The following is a 19,114-nucleotide window of genomic DNA, read 5'->3' on the forward strand; positions in this document are numbered from 1 at the left end:
TCACTCCCACAAGGAGGGAATCCATGTTCTCGTACCGCCGCACGCCCGAGCTCCCCACCCGCGAGGAGGCCCTGACGGGCCGCGCGGAGCCGCTGTTCGATCTTCCCGAGAAGCACACCGTGCTGGGCAATCCGCTGGCCGGCCCGTATCCGGCCCACCTGGAGGTCGCCGACTTCGGCCTGGGCTGTTTCTGGGGCGCGGAGCGCAAGTTCTGGCAGACCCCCGGGGTGTGGACCACGCTGGCCGGCTACCAGGGCGGTTACACCGAGAATCCGACGTACGAGGAGGTGTGCTCGGGCCTGACGGGTCACACGGAGGTCGTCCGCGTGGTCTTCGACCCCGCGCAGGTCTCCTACGCCACGCTCCTGAAGCTCTTCTGGGAGTCCCACGACCCCACCCAGGGCTTCCGCCAGGGCAATGACGTCGGCACCCAGTACCGCTCGGCGCTCTACACCCACTCCCCCGCCCAGCAGGCGACGGCGGAGGCCTCCCGCACGGCCTACCAGCAGGTCCTGGCCTCCTCGGGCTACGGCGAGATCACCACGGCGGTCCTCCCTGCGGCGGAGCGCCCCTTCTGGCCCGCGGAGGCCGGCCACCAGCAGTACCTGGACAAGAACCCGGGCGGCTACTGCGGCATCGGCGGCACGGGCGTCTCCTGCCCGATCGGCGTGGCCGCGGCCCCCGGCGAGTAGCCCCCGCACAAGCGCCACCCCCGGTTCCGGGAGGCCCCCGGCCTCCCGGAACCGGGGGCGCTCCGACCGGTGTGTGCGCTTCCAGAGCCTGCCGGAGCCGAAACGCCACGCTGAGCGCTGGGCGGAGTACGCCTCCCCCTCGACCGCCACAGCCCGGTCCTCGCCGAGCTCTTCGGGGCGGCGAGGTGTGCGTGGTGAACACCGGGACGGCAGACACCAGAGGACAGGGGTGGGTACCTTCAGGGACCCCGCCGGTCTCACGGACCGGCTGTTGTCCTTGGAGGCGGGATGCGGGAGTTGCTCTACCTGTCCAGTGCGAAACTCGACGAGTTCTTACCCGGCAGGAGTGGCGAATTCTTCAACCGGGCATGGGAGGCGGAAGTATCGGCGCTCGGCACGGGAGCTCGCCTCGCTGTAGGCGAACGCCCGTCAACCGAAGAGCCGCTGGGGCAGCGACTGGAGCAGGCGCTTTCCCACATCAGCGCCAAGTGTGACGCGCATCAGGCCGTTCCGGGCTCCTGTCACTCCTTGATGTCCTACGACTGGCTTGAGTTCACAGGGTTCTTTCGACACGGGCCCAGAAAGCGCGACTGGGGACTCGAAGACAGGGGTGTCTACACCTTCATGTCGCTTGAGGGTCCTTCTTGTTCATCAGGGCGCGACGACACATGCGACGGCATTCAGGTCATCCTCTGCGGATCACGAAAGCATGTCCTGGCGGAAGTCGAGGCCCCACCGACCCGGATGGGATCCGGGTCCGACTGGCTGCACGACCTGGCCGCCGCCTTGGTCGCGAGGGAAGCGCAAGGGGATACGTCGCTGCCCGATGCCCTTCATTCCACCAGTCGGCGGGACAAGGAGTTCGCTGCGCGCTCGGCCTACGACATGCTACTGACCGACTACGAGGGTCCTGCGTATCTTCACGGCCATGCACGGGTGTTGTGCAATTTCCCTCCCGGCGTGTGGCAACACAGACTGATCGTGGCAACCCCCCTGTACGTCGAAGCCCTGCCGCACCCCCGGCTCGGGGCAATCGAGATCGCAACCGAAGGGGCCTCCTCCCGGAGTCCGTGGCACAGGCTGCGGCGGATCACGCGTCGAAATACCGGCGGGTGACGGCGAGTTGCAGTGGCGGCAATTCAGATCGTCGACGTGTCGATCACGAAGCGGTAGCGGACGTCGCTCGCCAGGACCCGGGCGTAGGCCTCGTTGATCCGGTCGGCTTCGATCACTTCGATCTCCGAGCCCAGGCCGTGCTCCGCACAGAAGTCCAGCATCTCCTGGGTCTCGGCGATACCGCCGATCATCGATCCGGCGAGGGTCTTGCGGCCGCCGATGACGGAGAAGAGGTTGAGCGAGACCGGCTCCTCCGGCGCGCCCACGTTCACGAGTGCCCCGTCGACCTTCAGCAGGCCCAGGTACTCGTCCAGGCCGAGCGGGGCCGAGACGGTGGACAGGATCAGGTCGAAGGTTCCGGCGAGCTCCTCGAAGGTGGCCCCGTCGCCGGTGGCGTGGAAGTGGGTGGCGCCCAGTCGCCGGCCGTCGGCCTCCTTGCGGAGGGTCTGCGACAGTACGGTGACCTCCGCGCCCATCGCGTGCGCCAGCTTCACGCCCATGTGGCCGAGGCCCCCGAGGCCGACGACCGCGACCTTCCTGCCCGGGCCCGCCTGCCAGTGCCTCAGCGGCGAGTAGAGGGTGATGCCGGCGCACAGCAGCGGGGCGGCCACGTCCAGGGCGAGGCCGTCGGGGATGCGGACGGTGTAGTTCTCGTCGACGACGAGGTGGGTCGAGTAGCCGCCGTACGTGGGCTCGCCGGACCGGTCGAGGGCGTTGTAGGTGCCGGTCATGCCCTGCACGCAGTGCTGCTCCCGGCCGCTGCGGCAGTGCTCGCACTCACGGCAGGAGTCGACCATGCAGCCGACGCCCACCCGGTCCCCGACGGTGAAGCGGGTGACGTCCGTGCCGACCTCGGTGACGATCCCGGCGATCTCGTGGCCGGGGACCATGGGGTAGATGCCCTCGCCCCATCCGTCGCGCGCCTGGTGGATGTCGGAGTGGCAGATGCCCGCGTACTTGATGTCGACGAGGACGTCGTGGGGGCCCACGGGGCGGCGAGGGACGGTGGTGCGCTCCAGCGGGGCGCCGGGGGCGGGGGCGGCGTAGGCGGCGACCCGGGTGGACGCGGTGGTGGTGACGGACATGGGGGTGCTCCTCGAAGCGGTGGTGTCTGTGGTGCTGCGGTGCGCACCACGCTGCCCCGCGGCCCGGCCGGTACCCAGCCCCCTGCGTGTCCCAGGACCGGCGAACCTACTACTGGTGGGGTCAGGCTGACGCCCTCCGGGCGGCACTGCGCCCGGCGATACTGGCGGCATGGACCAGCTTGATCAGCGAGCGTGCCTGGGCGAGTTCCTGCGCTCCCGCCGCGCACGGCTGCGCCCGGAGGACGTGGGCATGACGGACTACGGGCGCCGGCGGCGCGTGCCGGGCCTGCGCCGGGAGGAACTGGCCCAGCTGGCAGGGGTGTCGGTCGCGTACTACACGCGCCTGGAGCAGCGCGACGGGCACAACGTGTCGGCGGAGGTGCTGGACGCCATCGCGCGGGCCCTGCGGCTCGACGGGACCGAACGGGCGCACCTGATGGACCTGGCGCGGCCGAAGGCGCGCAGGCGCCGCCTGAGCCGGCGGCCCCAGCAGGTGCGTCCGGCGCTGCGCACGCTGATGGACGCGATGGACGGCGTACCGGCCTACCTCGTGGGGCACCGTCAGGACGTCATCGGCTGGAACCGGCTGGCGGCGGCGGTCTTCGGGGACTTCGGGGCGCTTCCCGCGGCGGAGCGGAACCTGGTCCGGCTGATGTTCCTGGATCCGGCGACCGCGGAGCTGTACGGGGAGTGGGAGTGCCAGGCGTGCTGGGTCGTCAGCAACCTGCGGCTGTACGCCGGCCAGCACCCGGACGACGAGCAGCTGTCGGCCCTGGTCGGGGAGTTGTCGGTGAAGAACGAGGAGTTCCGGCGGCTGTGGGCGGCGCACACGGTGGCGGACAAGACGCACGGGGTGAAGCTGCTGCGGCACCCGCTCGTGGGCGAGATGCGGCTGTCGTTCGAGACGCTGACGCTCCCCGACGATCCGGCGCAGTCCCTGATCACGTTCCACGCGGAGCCGGGCTCGGCGTCCGAGGACGCCCTGCGCCTGCTGGCCTCCTGGGACGCGCAGAGTACGGCAGGGCAGACGACGGCAGGGCAGACGACGGCGGGGCAGACGACGGCGGGGCAGGGGACGGACACTCGGAGCACGGCCCCTTCGGCGGCCGGGCGGCCCTCCGGGGCCGCCCGCTTCCCGGATGCGGCTACAGCTTGATCTGGAAGATGCCGAGCCCGCGCTCCCGCCGGTAGCCGAGCGCCTCGTTCACCGCCCGCATCGGGCCGTTCTCGTCCGCCACCGTGGTGGCGATGCGGCGCAGCCGCGGGTGACGGGCGGCGGCCTGCGCGACCATGTGCCGTTTCACGGCGCGTCCGAGGCCGTGCCCGCGGTGGCCGGGTACGACCACCGTGTCGTACTGGACGGCGCTCGTGCCCGCGGGATCCGGCAGGACGATCTCCGTGTACGCCGCCACCTCGCCGTCGGGGGTCACCGCCGCGACGGTGCTCAGGTCCCCGCCCCGGTCGAGGATCAGCTGCTGGAGGGTGTGCAGCCGCTGGGCCGTCCACGTCTGGATCCGCTCGTCCATGTCTCCGGTCGGGGCGTCCTCCATGGCCGCGTGGGCCGCGGCCGCGGCGGGCGCCCAGGCGTCGGGTACGAGGCCGTGCCAGGTCAGGAGTTCGTAGCCGGGTGTCTCCGGGACCCGCACCGGGCCGGGGGCCGGGATCTCCTGCGCGTACCAGGCCATCGGCAGGACGTTCTCGAAGCCCATCGCCTCCGCGAAGGCCTGGCCGGGGCCGCCGAGGTCCACCATGGCCGCGACCGAGGTCCGGCCCTGTGCCAGCAGTTCCTCGCGGACCCGCTCCCACAGGGCGGTGCCGACGCCCCGGCGCCGTTCCTCGGGGTGCACCGTCAGCACGTCCAGGAACGCGGTGTGGGTGTTGCCCTCCTCGGTGAACAGGAGCAGGGCCGCCACGCCCGCGCCCTCGCCGGCCGCCCACAGTACGGGCCGGCCGCGCGCCGGCGTCACGCACAGCCGCCCGGCGACCTCCACCCGGGAGGGCGGGGGCAGCTGCGGCAGGTCGGCGGCCGCGGCGGCCGTCAGGACCGCCAGCCAGGCGTCCACCTGGGCGTCGGACGGGGGCAGGGCGAGGGAGTGGATCATCATGGCCCCGACCCTAGAACGCGTCTGGACGCGTCGCCCCGGGGTTTTCGGCCACCGTCGCACGAAGCCGCCCCGTTGCGTTCGTACGGGTGCGAGCCGTGGCCGGTGTCAGGAGGCCGCGCCGGCCTTCCAGTCGGCCCAGCTCATGTTCCAGCCGTTGAGGCCGTTGTCCGGCTTGATGGTCTTGTCCGGGGAGTTGACCACCGTGACGACGTCGCCGATGAGCGAGTTGTCGTAGAACCAGGCGGCCGGCTGGTTCGGGTCGCCCGCGCCCTTGACGTCGTTCAGGCCGACGCAGCCGTGGCTGGTGTTCACGCTGCCGAAGATCGAGTCGGCGCCCCAGTAGTTGCCGTGGAGGAACGTGCCGGAGTTCGACAGCCGCATCGCGTGCGGGACGTCCTTGATGTCGTACTCGCCCTTGCCGTCGGCGTCGGTGAAGCCGACCGTGGCGCCGTTCATCCGGGTCTCCTTGAACTTCTCGGAGATCACCATCTGACCGTTGTAGGTCGGGTTGGCCGGGGCGCCCGCGGAGATCGGGATGGTCTTGATGACCGCGCCGTCCCGGGTGACCGTCATCTTCTTCGTCTTCGCGTCGACCGTGGAGACCTGGCTGCGGCCGATCTTGAAGGTGACGGTCTTGCTCTGGACGCCCTGGACGCCGGGGGCGCCCTGGACGCCTTCCAGCGCCATCTTCAGCGTGACGGTGGAGCCCGCCTGCCAGTACTGCTCGGGGCGGAAGTCCAGGCGCTGGGCGCTGAACCAGTGGCCGACGACCTCCTGGCCGCTGCTGGAGGAGACCGAGATGCCCGCCTGGACGGCCTTCTTGTCCTTGATCGCCTTGTTGAAGGTGATCGAGACCGGCATGCCGACGCCGACGGTCTGGCCCTCCTCCGGCACGAAGGAGGCCACGAAGCTGTTCTCGGGGGAGACGGTCGTGAAGGAGGCGTTCTCGTGCGCCTCCTTGCCGTCGGCGTCCTTGGCCGTCGCCGACAGGGCGTACTTCGTGGAGCGCTTCAGGGCGCCCTTGGGCTTCCAGCTCTTGCCGTCGGCGGCTATGTCGCCGGCGACGGCCGTGCCCTCGCTCGTCTTCAGCTCGACCTGGGTGAGCGTGCCGTCACTGACGGCGACGTTCGCCGAGTCGTTGAGGCCGACGTTGGTCGCGCCGTCCTTCGGCGTGATGGTGATCTTGGCCTTCGAGGCGTCCTTGGCCGCTGCCGCGTCCACGTCCGCCTGGGACTTGCTGGCCTCCCCGTTGCCCTTCGGGTCACCGCCGCCCTCGTCGTTGCACGCCGAGAGCACCAGTACGCCGCCGAGCACGACGGATATGGCCGCCAGGGACCTTCTCCGCCGCTTGCTGTCCGTCCTCACACGCCACTCCATCGTTGCCGGAAACCCCGAGACCGCCGTCCCGGGGTTGGCCCGGCAGGGGGCCCGGCCCCCTGCCTGGTCCTGACAACGCGTTAACGGCGCCGGCCGGTTCCACATTCCGTTGGGATGTGGGCAACCACACGGTCAGGCGTTGTCGGGTTCTTCGTCGAAGTCCCCATCTTCCTCGTCGAGGTCCCACTCCATCGACTCGGGGTCGTATTCGACGGGCTCGCTGCTCCAGGAGGCCTGCGCGAGCTCCACGCCGGGGATGTCGACGACCAGGTCAGTGGGGTCGACGAGGTAGGCGAGGGCTTCCGATTCGTCTTCCCGGACGGCGGCCTCCGCATGGCTGCGCTCCTCGTCCGGCATGAACTCGTCGGCCTTGATGTGCTCGAGCGCGGCTCCGGTGAGCGCCTGGGCGTCCGGCACTTCAAGCACCAGATCCACCCGAAGTCGTACATATCGTGATGTCTCAGAAGGGTTCATACGACGGAGAGTAAGCCCGCGGAAGCCCTGACTTTCCCACGACCCGCCCCTTTCCGTAGCATCACCGCACACGGCCAATTCGCTGCTGCCACAAGGGGGATCGCACCGTGTCCGCACGCCGACCGCTGCTCACCGCTCTCGGAGCGACCACCCTCCTCGCCGCCCTGTGGTTCGTGCCCTCCGCGGGCGCGACCGCTCCGGACGCGGCGGAGAGCTCCTCCGGCGTACCCGTGGGCGCGAACTCCGCGGAGGCGGCCGACGCGGCGGAGCGCACCGGGACGATCACTGGCTCGGCCCCTTCCGCTTCCGGCGCGCGGGCGCAGTCCCTCTCGCTCGCGGACACCGGATCCGTCGACACCACCCCCTACCTCCTGGGCGGTACCTTCTGCCTCGGCGTGGGGGCCGCGTTCGTCACCTACTCGGTACGCCGCCGCCCCGGGACGTGATCCACGACGGCAAGGGCCGCCCCGGGAGAGATCCCGGGGCGGCCCTTGACCGTGCGGCGGTGCGCCGGCGCGGCAGTGCGGCGCGGGCGCCCGTCGTCAGGCGAGCGGACCCGTCACCGGCTCCACCGCGGCGAGCAGCCCGCCGGTACGGACGAACTCGTCGGCGGCGGCCAGGTCGGGGGCGAGGAAACGGTCCGGCCCGGGACCCTGCACGCCCGCCGCGCGGGCGGCGGCGATCGCGGCGAGGCTGGCCGGGGCGGCCGTGAGCCCGTGGCGCAGCTCGATGGCGCGGGTGGCGGCGTACAGCTCGATGGCGATGATCCGCGTCAGGTTGTCGACGGCGGTGCGCAGCTTGCGCGCGGCCGACCAGCCCATCGAGACGTGGTCCTCCTGCATGGCGGAGGAGGGGATCGAGTCGGCCGAGGCCGGCACCGCGAGCCGCTTCATCTCGCTGACCAGGGCGGCCTGCGTGTACTGGGCGATCATCAGGCCGGAGTCCACGCCGGCGTCGTCCGCGAGGAACGGCGGCAGGCCGTGGCTGCGGTTCTTGTCGAGCAGCCGGTCGGTGCGCCGCTCGGCGATGGAGCCGAGGTCGGCGGCCGCGATGGCGAGGAAGTCCAGTACGTAGGCGACCGGGGCGCCGTGGAAGTTGCCGTTGGACTCCACGCGGCCGTCGGGCAGCACCACCGGGTTGTCCACGGCGGAGGCCAGCTCGCGCGAGGCCACCAGGGCGGCGTGCGCCATGGTGTCGCGGCCCGCGCCGGCGACCTGCGGGGCGCAGCGCACGGAGTAGGCGTCCTGCACGCGCGGCGCGGACTCCTCCTGGAAGTGCCCGGTCAGGCCGGAGCCCTTCAGCACGGCGGCCATGTTGGCGGCGGAGGCGCCCTGGCCGGGGTGCGGGCGGATGGCGTGCAGCTCGGGCTGGAGGACCTTCTCCGTGCCGAGCAGCGCCTCCAGGGTGAGGGCGGCGGTGATGTCGGCGGACTTGTAGAGCCTGTCGAGGTCGGCGAGGGCCATGACCAGCATGCCGAGCATGCCGTCGGTGCCGTTGAGGAGGGCCAGGCCCTCCTTCTCGCGGAGTTCCACCGGCTCGATGCCGTGCTCGGCGAGCAGTTCGCCGGCGGGGCGGACCGTGCCGTCGGGGCCCTCGGCGTCGCCCTCGCCCATGAGCGCGAGCGCGCAGTGGGACAGGGGTGCGAGGTCGCCGGAGCAGCCGAGGGAGCCGTACTCGTGGACGACCGGGGTGATGCCGGCGTTGAGCACGGCGGCCATGGTCTGCGCCACGGAGGGGCGCACGCCGGTGTGGCCGGAGGCGACGGTCTTGAGCCGGAGGAACATCAGCGCGCGGACCACCTCGCGCTCGACGCGCGGGCCCATGCCGGCGGCGTGCGAGCGGACGATGTTGCGCTGGAGCTGGGCGCGCAGCTCGGGACTGATGTGCCGGGAGGCGAGGGCGCCGAACCCGGTGGACACCCCGTAGACGGGCTCGGGCTTGGCGGCCAGCGCGTCGACGATCTCGCGGGCGCGGGCGAGGGCGTCGAGCGCCTCGCCGGACAGCTCGACCCGTGCGTTGCCGCGGGCAACGGCGATGACGTCCTCGGCGGTGGTACCGGACGTCCCCACCACGACAGTGTGCATATCCATATTCAGCACCCTACGGATTGAATCGCTGTATGTCACTAGCTGGAACTGTCACGATCGCGCAGCCTGTGGACCCCTTACGGATTGACGCGCCGGGCATCCGGGGGCGCGGGTCACTGGCGGCCGCGGAAACGCCGCCGCTCCCCCGGGGCCTCCTCGGCGGCCGCGTCCGCCAGGCGGACCACCGCGGTGTCCCGGCCCGCCACCACCGGCGCCGTCGAACGCGCCGCCTTCGCCTTGTACTGGGCGGCGTCCGCGAGGCGGAACAGCCGCCGGGAGGACTTCAGCGGCCCGATGGGATCCCCGGTGGAGGCCACGCCGCAGGCCACGCCCTCGCCCAGCTCCAGCTCGGCGGCGCGCGTGCACAGCTCCTCGCTGACCCGGACGACGTCGTCCGCCGGCGGGCCGACCCCGACCAGGCAGAACTCGTCGCCGCCCAGGCGCGCCACCAGAGCGCCCGGCAGCATGGCCCCGCACAGGCTCAGCACCGACCCGAACCGTTCCAGCAGCCGGTCGCCCATGGCGTGCCCGAGGGTGTCGTTGACCTTCTTCAGCCCGTTCAGGTCGCAGACGACGAGACTGACGACGACACCGGTGCGCCGGTGCTCCTCCAGGGCCTCGTCGAGGCGCATGTCGACGGCCCGGCGGTTGGCGAGCCCGGTCAGCGGATCGGTGAAGGCGAGCCGCCGGGCCTCCTCCAGCCGCTCGTTCTGCGCGAGGCCGGCCGCGACCACGGCGGCGAGCACGGTGGCGAACTCCGCGTCACCCTCGTCGAAGTCGGGCAGCCCCTCGTCCCGGGCCACGTACAGCTCGCCCCAGGCCCGCCCGCTGAGCACGACGGGCGCGACCACGCACGTACCGCGGCCCCGGCGGCGCAGGGCCTCGCCGCGCCGCCCCGGCCGGTCGCCGACGGCGCTCTCGACCCAGGCGTGCGGGCCGCCGCCGCCCACCCACCGCTCGTGCAGGAACTCGGTGACCTCGGGGAAGTCGTGCACCGGGTAGGACTCGTCCTCGGGGAACTCCTCCTCGCCCGCCCGCCGCTCGCCCTCGTTGACGAGCACGCGCAGGCACCCGCGCTCCCGCTCCCACGCGGAGATCGCGGCGAACGAGCCGTCCATCGCCAGGCGCGCGCCCCGCGCCGCCGCACGCACACTGTCGCGCGGCGTGCACGCCGCGGCCATCGCCTGGGCGAGGCCCACCACGGCTCGCAGCCGCCCGTCAGATCCCATCACCCCAGGTTAGGGAGTTTTGTCGGATTTTGAGATAATTGGCGCGATTTTCGGCGCAACCAAGATCACCTGCGGGGGTACGGCCGGGCGCCCGCGGCGCCCGGCCGGGCACCGGCCTCGGCTACTCCCCCGGCCAGTTCGGCTTGCGCTTGTCGTTGAAGGCCGCCACGCCCTCCGCGCGGTCACCGGAGAAGGCGACCGTCCGCCAGGCGGCGTCCTCGATCTCCAGACCGGCCGCCAGGTCCATCCCGTGCCCCAGCCGCAGCGCGCGCTTGGCGGCCCGCAGGCCCACCGGCGAGTTCGCGGCCATCCGCGACGCCAGCTCCAGCGCCTCGGCCGTGTCCCGGCCGGCCGGGACCACGGAGTCCACCAGCCCCAGGGAGAGCGCCTCGGCGGCCTCCACCCGGCGCGCGGTGAAGATCAGCTCGGCGGCCCGCGCCGCGCCCACGCGGCGCGGCAGCAGCTGCGTGCCGCCACCGCCCGGGATCACGCCCACGGAGACCTCGGGCAGGCCGACCACCGCGGTCTCGTCGGCGACGATCACGTCGCAGGCCAGGGCCAGCTCGAAGCCGCCGCCCAGCGCGAAGCCGTGCACGGCCGCGACGGTGGGCATCGGCAGCTCCAGCACGCCCCCGTACGCCCCGCGCGTGGTCGGCCGCTGCCGCACCAGCTCGGCGTCCGACAGCGAGTTGCGCTCCTTGAGGTCGGCCCCGACGCAGAAGGCCCGCTCCGCCGTGGAGGAGAGCACGACCACCCGTACGGTGCGGTCCGCGGCCAGCGCGGCGCAGGCGGCGCCGATGGCGCGGGCCATGTCGGTCGACACCGCGTTCATGGCCTTGGGGCGGTCCAGGACCAGCTCCGCGACCCCGCCCTCGTGGCGGCGTACCGCCACGAACTCCGACTCGAACTCGGACGCCATAGGACCCTCCCGGTTAACGAACGTTACGTCGGGATAGTAGGCGGGCCGCCCCACCGTCCGCGACGCCCGGCGCACATTGCGGTGCGGTCGTGACGTCCGTACGTGGCCTGCCGGTCCGGAACGGGGGCGTGAGCCCGGCTTCGGTGGGGCCGGGCGCGCGCCGGGAGGGAGTCAGAGCCGTGGGGCCCGCTGCGGTCCGGCTCCGGCGCGCTAGCGGACGCGCGGGCGGGCGGGCGGTGTCAGCGGCGCTTGCGGCGCGTCAGCGACCAGGGCTCCACGACACCCAGGCCGCGCACCGGCCGCTGCCACATCGGCTGGAGGGCGAACCGGTAGGCCGCGCCCTCGTCGGGCTCCGTCTCCGCCTCCTTCTCCGACACCGGCGCGGCGCCGGTCCGGGAGAGTTCCTCCGCCATCGCCCCGTCCACCAGTACGGCGTCCTTGGGGGCTATGGACGTCAGCCGGCTCGCGAGGTTCACGGTGGTCCCGAAGACGTCGCCCATCCGGGTCGTCACCGTGCCGAAGGCGATCCCGACCCGCAGCTCGGGCATCTGCGGGTCCGCCTCCATCGTCTCGATGAGCCGCAGCGCGATCTCCGCCGCCGTCGCGGCGTCGTCGGCGCAGTACAGCACCTCGTCACCGAGCGTCTTGATCAGCCGGCCGCCGTACGCGGCCACCAGGTCCGCCGCGGTCGTCTCGAAGGACTCGACCAGCTCGCCGAGCTCCTCCTCCTCCAGCCGGCGCGTCAGACGGGTGAAGCCCACCAGGTCGGCGAAGCCCACCGCGAGCCGCCGGTCGACCATCTCCTCGTCGTCCGCGACCTGCACCACGCGTCCGGTGGCCGCCGCCAGCTGGCGGCGCCACACGTACACGAGGAATTCCTCCAGCTCCGGCAGGAGCAGCTCGACCAGGGGGTACGTGACCTCCGTGCGGGTCATCCCCGGCTCCGGCGGCTCCGTGAGCCCCTCCAGGAACGAGTCGATCTGCCATTCCGCGAGCCGCGCCGTGGTCTGCCCGGTGGACCGCGCCACCTGTACCGCCATCGGCTCGGACAGCAGCCCGGCCTCCACCAGACCGGCGAGCCGGCGCAGGGCCAGTACGTCGGCCTCCGTCAGTGCCCGGGCCTGGCCGATGTCGGCGAAGCCCATGGCCCGCCAGAAGCGGGAGGCGAGCTCCATCGACACCCCGGCACTGCGGGCGGCCTGGAACGGCGTGTACCGGCGCTCGGCACCGAGGATCAGCTGCTCCAGGCGGATCGCGAGCGGGTCCGCCGTCGGCTGCACGGTGTGGTCGACCTCGTGGTGGGGAGTGTGCTGGTCGCGCCCGATCGGGGTGCCCGGACCACTGGGCCCCGGGGCGGACGCGCCGGAAGCAGAGTCGTCGACGGTCAAGGGCCGCCTCCTGTCCATTCCGTGCGCACTGCCCTGCCGAACCGGTTGATCACCACGAGCAGCGGGATCGCCTAAACCATACGGCAGGTGTGCCGTAGCTCACTCCCCTCCCCGGCCTCGATCCGGGCACGGCCCGGGGCTCCGCGCGGCGGCGCATGAGGCCGTACGCACCCGAAACGCGGCATTCCGCGCATTCCGCCGCACGCCCGGCCCCACGCCCGTCAGTGCACGGATCGCAGGTGGACGACGTCGCCCGCCCCCACCGCCTCGTGGGTCCCTTCGGCCGTACGGATCACCAGGCGGCCATCGGTGTCGACGGCTTCGGCCGTTCCGGTGAGGGTGCGCCCGCCCGGGAGCTCCGCGCGCACGTGCCGGCCGAGGGTGGCGCAGCCCGCCGCGTAGGTCTCCTGGAGGCCGCTGGCCGCCGGGTCGCCGCCGGCGGCGCGCCAGTTCCCGTACCACTCCTCCAGGGACCGCAGCACGGCCCTCAGCAGGGGGTCCCGGTCGGTCACGGTGGCCTTGGCCAGCGCCAGCGATCCGGCGGCGGGCACCGGGAGCTCCTCCTCGGTGAGGGTGACGTTGAGGCCGATCCCGACGACGACGCCGTCCGCGACCCGCTCGGCGAGGATGCCGCCGGTCTTGCGCTCCTCGCCCTCGACGCTGACCAGCAGGTCGTTGGGCCACTTGAGGGCGGTGTCCACGCCGGCGGCCCGGGAGAGCCCGGTCGCGGTGGCCACGCCGGCCAGCAGCGTCAGCCACCCCCACTGCTCCTGCGGGACCGCGTCGCCCGGCTTGAACAGCACGGAGAAGAACAGCCCGGACCGGGCGGGAGCGACCCAGCTGCGGTCGAGCCGGCCGCGTCCGGCGCTCTGCTCCTCGGCGACGAGCACGGCCCCCTCGGGCAGCTCCGGCGCCCGCGTGGCAAGGTCGGTATTGGTGGACCCGGTGGAGGCGACCACCTCCAGGGAGGTCCACAACCCGTCCCCGGTGACGAGGGCCCGCTGCAGCGCGGCGGCGTTGAGCGGCGGCCGCTCCAGGCTCGACCAACGACCTGCGGAAGCTCCGGCTGATGCATCTGATGGCGTCATGCAACCCAATGTAGGTGTGTCAAACGCCGCACTGCCGAGCGCCATGCCCGCCGATACGCTACGCACCAGTAGCCAGCAGTAGTCAATCAATTGACCAGGCAGTTGACACCACGCAGGGAGCCGCGACCCCGATGTCACATCCGTCAGAGCCGATCGACATGCACACCACCGCGGGCAAGATCGCGGATCTGCAGCGCCGCATCGACGAAGCCACCCACGCCGGTTCCGCCCGCGCCGTGGAGAAGCAGCACGCCAAGGGCAAGCTGACGGCGCGTGAGCGGGTTGCCCTACTGCTGGACGAGGGATCCTTCGTCGAGCTGGACGAGTTCGCCCGGCACCGCTCCACCAACTTCGGGCTGGAGAAGACCCGGCCCTACGGCGACGGCGTCGTCACCGGTTACGGCACGGTCGACGGGCGCCCCGTCGCCGTGTTCTCGCAGGACTTCACCGTCTTCGGCGGGGCCCTCGGCGAGACCTTCGGCCAGAAGATCATGAAGGTCATGGACTTCGCGCTGAAGACCGGCTGCCCGCTCGTCGGCATCAACGACTCCGGCGGCGCCCGCATCCAGGAGGGCGTCAGCGCGCTGGGCATGTACGGCGAGATCTTCCGCCGCAACGTCCACGCCTCGGGCGTGATCCCGCAGATCAGCCTGGTCGTCGGGCCCTGTGCCGGCGGCGCCGTGTACTCGCCCGCGATCACCGACTTCACGGTGATGGTCGACCAGACCTCGCACATGTTCATCACCGGCCCGGACGTCATCAAGACGGTCACCGGCGAGGACGTCGGCTTCGAGGAGCTGGGCGGTGCGCGTACGCACAACAGCACGTCCGGCGTCGCCCACCACATGGCGGGTGACGAGAAGGACGCCATCGAGTACGTGAAGTCGCTCCTGTCGTACCTCCCCTCGAACAACCTCTCCGAGCCCCCCGCGTTCCCGGAGGAGGCCGACACCGAGGTCTCCGACACCGACCGCGAGCTCGACGTCCTGATCCCGGACAGCGCGAACCAGCCGTACGACATGCACACCGTGATCGAGCACGTGCTGGACGACGCGGAGTTCCTGGAGACGCAGTCGCTCTTCGCGCCGAACATCCTGACCGGCTTCGGCCGCGTCGAGGGCCACCCGGTGGGTGTCGTCGCCAACCAGCCGATGCAGTTCGCCGGCTGCCTGGACATCGACGCCTCCGAGAAGGCGGCCCGCTTCGTGCGGACCTGCGACGCCTTCAACATCCCGGTGCTGACCTTCGTCGACGTTCCGGGCTTCCTCCCGGGCACCGACCAGGAGTACAACGGAATCATCCGGCGCGGCGCCAAGCTGATCTACGCGTACGCCGAGGCCACCGTCCCCCTGATCACCGTCATCACCCGCAAGGCCTTCGGCGGCGCCTACGACGTCATGGGCTCCAAGCACCTCGGCGCGGACCTGAACCTGGCCTGGCCGACCGCGCAGATCGCCGTCATGGGCGCGCAGGGCGCGGTGAACATCCTGCACCGCCGCACGCTCGCCGAGGCCGCTCCCGAGGAGGTGGAGGAGACCCGGACCCGGCTCATCGCCGAGTACGAGGACGCGCTGCTCAACCCGTACACGGCGGCCGAGCGCGGCTACATCGACGCGGTGACCATGCCGTCCGAGACCCGCGCGCACGTGGTGAAGGGGCTGCGGCAGCTGCGCACCAAGCGGGAGTCCCTGCCGCCGAAGAAGCACGGCAACATCCCCCTCTAGTCCCTCCAGGAGGTCACCGTGGTGATCAAGGTCGTCAAGGGCAATCCGACCCCGGAGGAGCTGGCCGCCGCACTGGCGGTGGTCCAAGCGCGCGCGGCGCTGCTGGCCTCGTCGCAGCCGTCGGGCGCCCCGCAGGTCACGGACGAGTGGTCGACGCCGGCCCGGGTGGCACGGCGGCGGCTGCCGCAGCCGGGGCCGCGGGCCTGGGGCCGTACGTACTGGCCCGGCTAGCCGGGATGTGGTGAACGCGGGGCGGCGCTTGAGTACCCGTACTCAGGCGCCGGACCCGCCCCCGGGGCCAGGATCGGAGCATGCTCTGGTCCGACCCGAAGAACGAGCCGCCCAAGGACATGCGCGACGCGCAGGCGATGATCCGGCGGCTCACCGTGGTGCTCGCCCTCGCCATGCTCGTGGTGGTCTACGTCCTCGGCGTGAGCCACTTCTGAGCCGCGCCCGGCCGCGCCTACGATGGCGGGCATGACTGCCACGCCCGAGCCCTCGAACACGCGGGGGCTCGTCCTCGCCTCCGCCTCCCCCGCCCGGCTGAACCTGCTGCGTCAGGCCGGTCTCGCCCCGCACGTGATCGTCAGCGGCTTCGACGAGGACACCCTGGACCACGACGAGCCGGCCGAGCTGGCGCTCGCGCTGGCCGAGGCGAAGGCGGCCGTCGTGGCCGGCCTGGACGAGGCCGCGGGCGCCCTGGTGATCGGCTGCGACTCGGTGCTGGAGCTGGACGGCGAGGCGCTGGGCAAGCCCGCGGACGCCGAGGAGGCCACCGCCCGCTGGAAGGCGATGCGGGGCCGGGCCGGCGTGCTGCGCACCGGGCACTGCGTGATCGACACGGTCACCGGGCGGCAGGTGTCGGCCACGGCGTCGACGACGGTCCGCTTCGGCGAGCCGACGGACGCGGAGGTCGCGGCGTACGTGGCGAGCGGCGAGCCGCTGCACGTGGCGGGGGCGTTCACCCTGGACGGGCTGTCGGCGCCGTTCATCGACGGCATCGACGGGGATCACGGCAACGTGATCGGGCTGTCCATGCCGCTGCTGCGCTCCCTGCTGGGCGAACTGGGCGTGTCCATCACGGACTTGTGGGCTTGAGCTCCCCGAACGGCGGCGGTGGCGGGGCGTCCTCGACCGGGCCGCCGCCGTCGCCCTCGCCGCCCTGCCGGGCCGCTGCGGGGTAGAGCGTCAGGATCAGTACGAGGAGACACAGGATCAGCATCAGCGTCGTGAAGGCGGCCCAGCCGACCAGGCCGACGGCGAGGATGCCGAGCACCGCGTGGGTGACGGCGGCGCTGATGAGGGCGACGCGGGCGAAGCGGCCCGGCGCCCGGTCGCGCAGCGCGGTGACGGCGGCGAGCACGGCGCACAGCACCAGGAAGGCGCCCATGCCCGCGCCCATGGCGTAGGTGGCCTTGGACATGACGTCCGGGTCGCTGCCCGCGATGGACATCGACTGGTTGGCCGTGGTCCGGCCCAGCACGATGTGCACGAGCACGAGCACCGCCGCCTCCGCGACGAGCACGATCGCGGCCAGTCCGGCCACGAGTCTTCGCAGCACGCTGCGCCCACCCCCCACGTGTCACAAGCCTGTTCGACGCCCTGGAGGCTACTAACGGGTAGCGCGGCGGGCAAGACGTCCGCACACCCCGGTTGCCGCCCGCCGGCCGGAGCGTCACCCCTACGGTTCGCGCCGGAGCAGGTCCAGCCGGTAGGTCTCGCCGTAGCGGCTCGCGTCCCGGCCGGCGACCTGGACCGTCCCGGGGACGGCGCGGAAGGCCTCGTGGACCCCCCGTCCGGTCATGACCCCCTCGGGGCCCTCGTGGACCCAGTGCGCGAGCAGCAGGTGCCCGCCGGGCCGCAGCCGTGCGCTGATCCGCCGGGCCGCGAGGTGCAGGTCGGCGTCCGACAGGTAGTAGCCCACCTCGGACATGACGACGAGGTCGAGGTCCGCCGCCCCGTCGGCCAGGTCCTCGGGCACCCTCAGCGTCGCGAACGAGACGCCGTCCAGGTCCGCGCAGTTGCCGCGGGCCTGTTCGATCGCCGCGGCGGAGCAGTCGGTGGCGAGCAGCGCGTCGCAGTGCGGCGCGAGGAGCCGGGTCAGGGCGCCCACGCCGCAGCCGATCTCCAGTGCGGAGCCGAAGCGCCCGGCGGGCAGCAGGGAGGCGGTGTCGGCGAACTTCTCCCGCTCGTAGGCCTTGTGGAGGGTTCCCCAGGGGTCTGTCCTGGCGCGGTAGGCCTTGTCGAAGTGCGCGGTGGACACCGAGGCGCGGCGGGTGGCGGGCATCAGGGCTCCCGGGTGTGTGCGGTGGGGTCGCCGAGCGGCTCCAGCTCCCAGACGAGTTCGGCCTGCAGGGGGCCGGGCTTGCGCAGGAAGGGGCCGTGGCCGACGGCGACCGGGGCGAGTTGCGAGCTGTGGCAGACGATGGCCGCGCGCTTGGCGGCCCATTCGGTGTCGTCGAGGCGGACGTCGTACGCCACCCGCATCCGGTAGCGGGCCGCGGTCTCGCGCAGCGCGCCCCCGTACGCGGGGTCGCTCGTCAGGCGTTCGACCGCCGCGTCCGTGCCCCACCGGCGCACGGCTCCCGTGTAGGGCAGGTCCGCGTACACGTACGGCCGGGGGCCCGCCGGGTCGGTCAGGGCGGCGAGGGCCTGGTCGCGGACGGCCGCGTGGTCCGGCTGGTTGGTGCCGAGCGGCACCAGCACCCTGGTGTCCGGGTGCAGCTCCCGCAGGAGTTCGCTCAGCCCGGTGAGGGTGCCGCCGTCGCGGTAGGGGCTGTCGGCGTTGGGCAGGGTCAGCTGTTCCACCCCCATCAGGGCGCAGGCGCGCGCGTCCTCCTCCAGGCGCGCGCGGTGGGCCTCCCGTGCCGTGGCGAATCCGCAGCCCGCGTCCCACCAGGAGACGGGCGCCTGCGCGGGCGGGGCGCCGCCGTGGACGGTGACCACGGCGGCGGGGCCGTCCAGCCGGCCGAGCAGTCCGGCGACGGAGAGGGCCGCGTCGTCGAAGTGCGGTGAGAGGACCAGGGTGCTCCAGCGCTGCGACGTCACCGCTCGCCGGCCCCGGGCAGCCGGTCGGCCTCGTGGTCGCGGTCCCGGTCGCGGCCCTGGGGGGTGACGCCGGCGGCGACGAGCAGGAGTCCCGTCGAGGTCTTGCCGAACGGGCCTGCGACGTACTCGGCGAGGAGCCGGCGGGCCTGCTCCTTGTCCGCCTCGGGTATGGCGTCCGGCAGCGTGAACGTGGCGTCGGTGCGCTTGAGTTCCTCGACCGCCGCGTAGTACTCGTGGCGCAGCAGGCCCCACACCGCGCCGTCGTGGTGGCGGCCGTCGAGGTAGAAGTACTCGCGCAGGATGCCTTCGAGGGTGAAGCCGACACCGGTCACCAGGCGGAGCACGTTCTTGTTGTAGAGCGCGGTGGTGAACTGCACGCGGTGGGCGTTGCGGGCGTGGAAGAGGTGGTCGATCAGGAGGTCGAAGGCCTCGGCGCCCAGGCCCCGGCGCCACAGCTCGCGATCTCCGATCGCGCCGCCGAGGACGTATCCGCCGACCGGACCCTGGGCCTTGAAGTGGACGGCGCCCACGGTGCGGTCCTCGGCGTCGCGGACGGCGAACTGGCGCAGGCCGCCGCTCTGGTCGAGCCGGCGGAACTCCTCGGCGGTGACGACGTCTCCGTCGGTGGCGGCCATGACGGCGGCGGGGGCGTCCGGCCCGAACCACCGTGCCATCAGCTCGTAGTCCTCGTCCCTGGGCCGTTCGAGCCTGACGAGTTTGCCCTGCATGGCGACTCCCTGAGTGAAGGTGCTGGATGAGTGGAGGGGGTGGGGGGTGGAGGG

General features: G+C 72.5%; 21 protein-coding genes. 8 read left to right on the forward strand and 13 right to left on the reverse strand.

Annotated features, from left to right (window positions below; translation table 11 throughout):
* Positions 1-23 precede the first annotated feature (23 nt).
* Both msrA and IG86_RS0108870 read left to right on the forward strand, forming a co-directional pair.
* Entirely contained in the window at positions 24-692 is a 669-nt protein-coding gene (gene msrA / locus IG86_RS0108865; RefSeq protein ID WP_030822982.1) for a peptide-methionine (S)-S-oxide reductase MsrA, read from the forward strand.
* A 288-nt stretch (positions 693-980) separates the two neighbouring features.
* On the forward strand, positions 981-1,808 hold the full coding sequence (locus IG86_RS0108870) for an SAVMC3_10250 family protein (protein WP_051785055.1): 828 nt from the start codon (positions 981-983) through the stop codon (positions 1,806-1,808).
* A gap of 23 nt (positions 1,809-1,831) precedes the next feature.
* Here the strand turns inward: IG86_RS0108870 and IG86_RS0108875 are convergent, their stop codons facing one another.
* Positions 1,832-2,893: an NAD(P)-dependent alcohol dehydrogenase gene (locus tag IG86_RS0108875; protein ID WP_030822978.1), complete on the reverse strand. Its 1,062-nt coding sequence runs from the start codon at positions 2,891-2,893 to the stop codon at positions 1,832-1,834.
* Between the two features lie 169 nt (positions 2,894-3,062).
* On the opposite strand from IG86_RS0108875, the gene IG86_RS0108880 reads away from it, so the two are divergent.
* The gene (locus IG86_RS0108880) at positions 3,063-4,049 is read left to right on the forward strand and encodes a helix-turn-helix transcriptional regulator (protein WP_078905853.1); all 987 of its coding nucleotides are present in this window, start codon (positions 3,063-3,065) and stop codon (positions 4,047-4,049) included.
* On the opposite strand, the gene IG86_RS38530 is transcribed toward IG86_RS0108880, so the two are convergent.
* From IG86_RS38530 to IG86_RS44225, 3 genes are all read right to left on the reverse strand, one after another.
* Entirely contained in the window at positions 4,039-4,998 is a 960-nt protein-coding gene (locus IG86_RS38530; protein ID WP_030896118.1) for a GNAT family N-acetyltransferase, read from the reverse strand. The two genes, IG86_RS0108880 and IG86_RS38530, sit on opposite strands and share 11 nt — an antisense overlap.
* Positions 4,999-5,103: 105 nt before the next feature.
* Entirely contained in the window at positions 5,104-6,375 is a 1,272-nt protein-coding gene (locus tag IG86_RS0108890; protein WP_030822972.1) for a L,D-transpeptidase, read from the reverse strand.
* Between the two features lie 132 nt (positions 6,376-6,507).
* The gene (locus tag IG86_RS44225; protein ID WP_030661679.1) at positions 6,508-6,801 is read right to left on the reverse strand and encodes a hypothetical protein; all 294 of its coding nucleotides are present in this window, start codon (positions 6,799-6,801) and stop codon (positions 6,508-6,510) included.
* Between the two features lie 155 nt (positions 6,802-6,956).
* Between IG86_RS44225 and IG86_RS0108900 the strand changes: the two genes are divergently transcribed.
* Positions 6,957-7,295, forward strand: coding sequence for a hypothetical protein (locus tag IG86_RS0108900; protein ID WP_030822970.1), 339 nt, complete (start codon positions 6,957-6,959; stop codon positions 7,293-7,295).
* A 96-nt stretch (positions 7,296-7,391) separates the two neighbouring features.
* Here IG86_RS0108900 and hutH read toward each other — a convergent pair whose 3' ends face one another.
* From hutH to IG86_RS0108925, 5 genes are all read right to left on the reverse strand, one after another.
* Positions 7,392-8,933: a histidine ammonia-lyase gene (hutH, locus tag IG86_RS0108905; protein WP_030822968.1), complete on the reverse strand. Its 1,542-nt coding sequence runs from the start codon at positions 8,931-8,933 to the stop codon at positions 7,392-7,394.
* Between the two features lie 116 nt (positions 8,934-9,049).
* Positions 9,050-10,165, reverse strand: coding sequence for a GGDEF domain-containing protein (locus IG86_RS0108910; protein ID WP_030822965.1), 1,116 nt, complete (start codon positions 10,163-10,165; stop codon positions 9,050-9,052).
* Positions 10,166-10,286: 121 nt separating this feature from the next.
* Positions 10,287-11,084, reverse strand: coding sequence for an enoyl-CoA hydratase/isomerase family protein (locus IG86_RS0108915; RefSeq protein ID WP_030661666.1), 798 nt, complete (start codon positions 11,082-11,084; stop codon positions 10,287-10,289).
* A 239-nt stretch (positions 11,085-11,323) separates the two neighbouring features.
* On the reverse strand, positions 11,324-12,472 hold the full coding sequence (locus IG86_RS0108920; protein WP_030661663.1) for an adenylate/guanylate cyclase domain-containing protein: 1,149 nt from the start codon (positions 12,470-12,472) through the stop codon (positions 11,324-11,326).
* Between the two features lie 221 nt (positions 12,473-12,693).
* A complete protein-coding gene (locus IG86_RS0108925) occupies positions 12,694-13,560 on the reverse strand; it encodes a biotin--[acetyl-CoA-carboxylase] ligase (RefSeq protein WP_030822959.1) in 867 nt (288 codons plus the stop codon).
* Positions 13,561-13,691: 131 nt separating this feature from the next.
* Here IG86_RS0108925 and IG86_RS0108930 point away from each other — a divergent pair, with 131 nt between their 5' ends.
* The 4 genes from IG86_RS0108930 (at position 13,692) to IG86_RS0108945 (ending at position 16,382) form a co-directional block, all read left to right on the forward strand.
* On the forward strand, positions 13,692-15,284 hold the full coding sequence (locus IG86_RS0108930; RefSeq protein WP_030661657.1) for an acyl-CoA carboxylase subunit beta: 1,593 nt from the start codon (positions 13,692-13,694) through the stop codon (positions 15,282-15,284).
* An 18-nt stretch (positions 15,285-15,302) separates the two neighbouring features.
* Positions 15,303-15,515: an acyl-CoA carboxylase epsilon subunit gene (locus IG86_RS0108935; RefSeq protein ID WP_030028528.1), complete on the forward strand. Its 213-nt coding sequence runs from the start codon at positions 15,303-15,305 to the stop codon at positions 15,513-15,515.
* Between the two features lie 80 nt (positions 15,516-15,595).
* Entirely contained in the window at positions 15,596-15,730 is a 135-nt protein-coding gene (mmpB, locus tag IG86_RS45005) for a morphogenic membrane protein MmpB (protein ID WP_257856429.1), read from the forward strand.
* 22 nt (positions 15,731-15,752) lie between these two features.
* Positions 15,753-16,382: a Maf family protein gene (locus tag IG86_RS0108945; protein WP_173429197.1), complete on the forward strand. Its 630-nt coding sequence runs from the start codon at positions 15,753-15,755 to the stop codon at positions 16,380-16,382.
* Here the strand turns inward: IG86_RS0108945 and IG86_RS38535 are convergent.
* The 4 genes from IG86_RS38535 to IG86_RS0108965 form a co-directional block, all read right to left on the reverse strand.
* Positions 16,363-16,845: a hypothetical protein gene (locus tag IG86_RS38535; protein ID WP_045936380.1), complete on the reverse strand. Its 483-nt coding sequence runs from the start codon at positions 16,843-16,845 to the stop codon at positions 16,363-16,365. The genes IG86_RS0108945 and IG86_RS38535 overlap by 20 nt on opposite strands.
* A 120-nt stretch (positions 16,846-16,965) precedes the next feature.
* Complete coding sequence (locus IG86_RS0108955; protein ID WP_030822948.1) at positions 16,966-17,571, reverse strand: SAM-dependent methyltransferase; 606 nt, start codon at positions 17,569-17,571, stop codon at positions 16,966-16,968.
* Positions 17,571-18,332, reverse strand: a complete 762-nt coding sequence (locus IG86_RS0108960) for a PIG-L family deacetylase (protein ID WP_030822944.1) — start codon at positions 18,330-18,332, stop codon at positions 17,571-17,573. Before IG86_RS0108960 ends, IG86_RS0108955 begins: the two co-directional genes overlap by 1 nt.
* A complete protein-coding gene (locus tag IG86_RS0108965) occupies positions 18,329-19,060 on the reverse strand; it encodes a GNAT family N-acetyltransferase (RefSeq protein WP_051785056.1) in 732 nt (243 codons plus the stop codon). The genes IG86_RS0108960 and IG86_RS0108965 overlap by 4 nt, the downstream gene beginning before the upstream one ends.
* Positions 19,061-19,114: the final 54 nt, after the last annotated feature.

Origin of the sequence: Streptomyces virginiae (assembly GCF_000720455.1) — a bacterium.
Lineage (GTDB): Bacteria > Actinomycetota > Actinomycetes > Streptomycetales > Streptomycetaceae > Streptomyces > Streptomyces virginiae.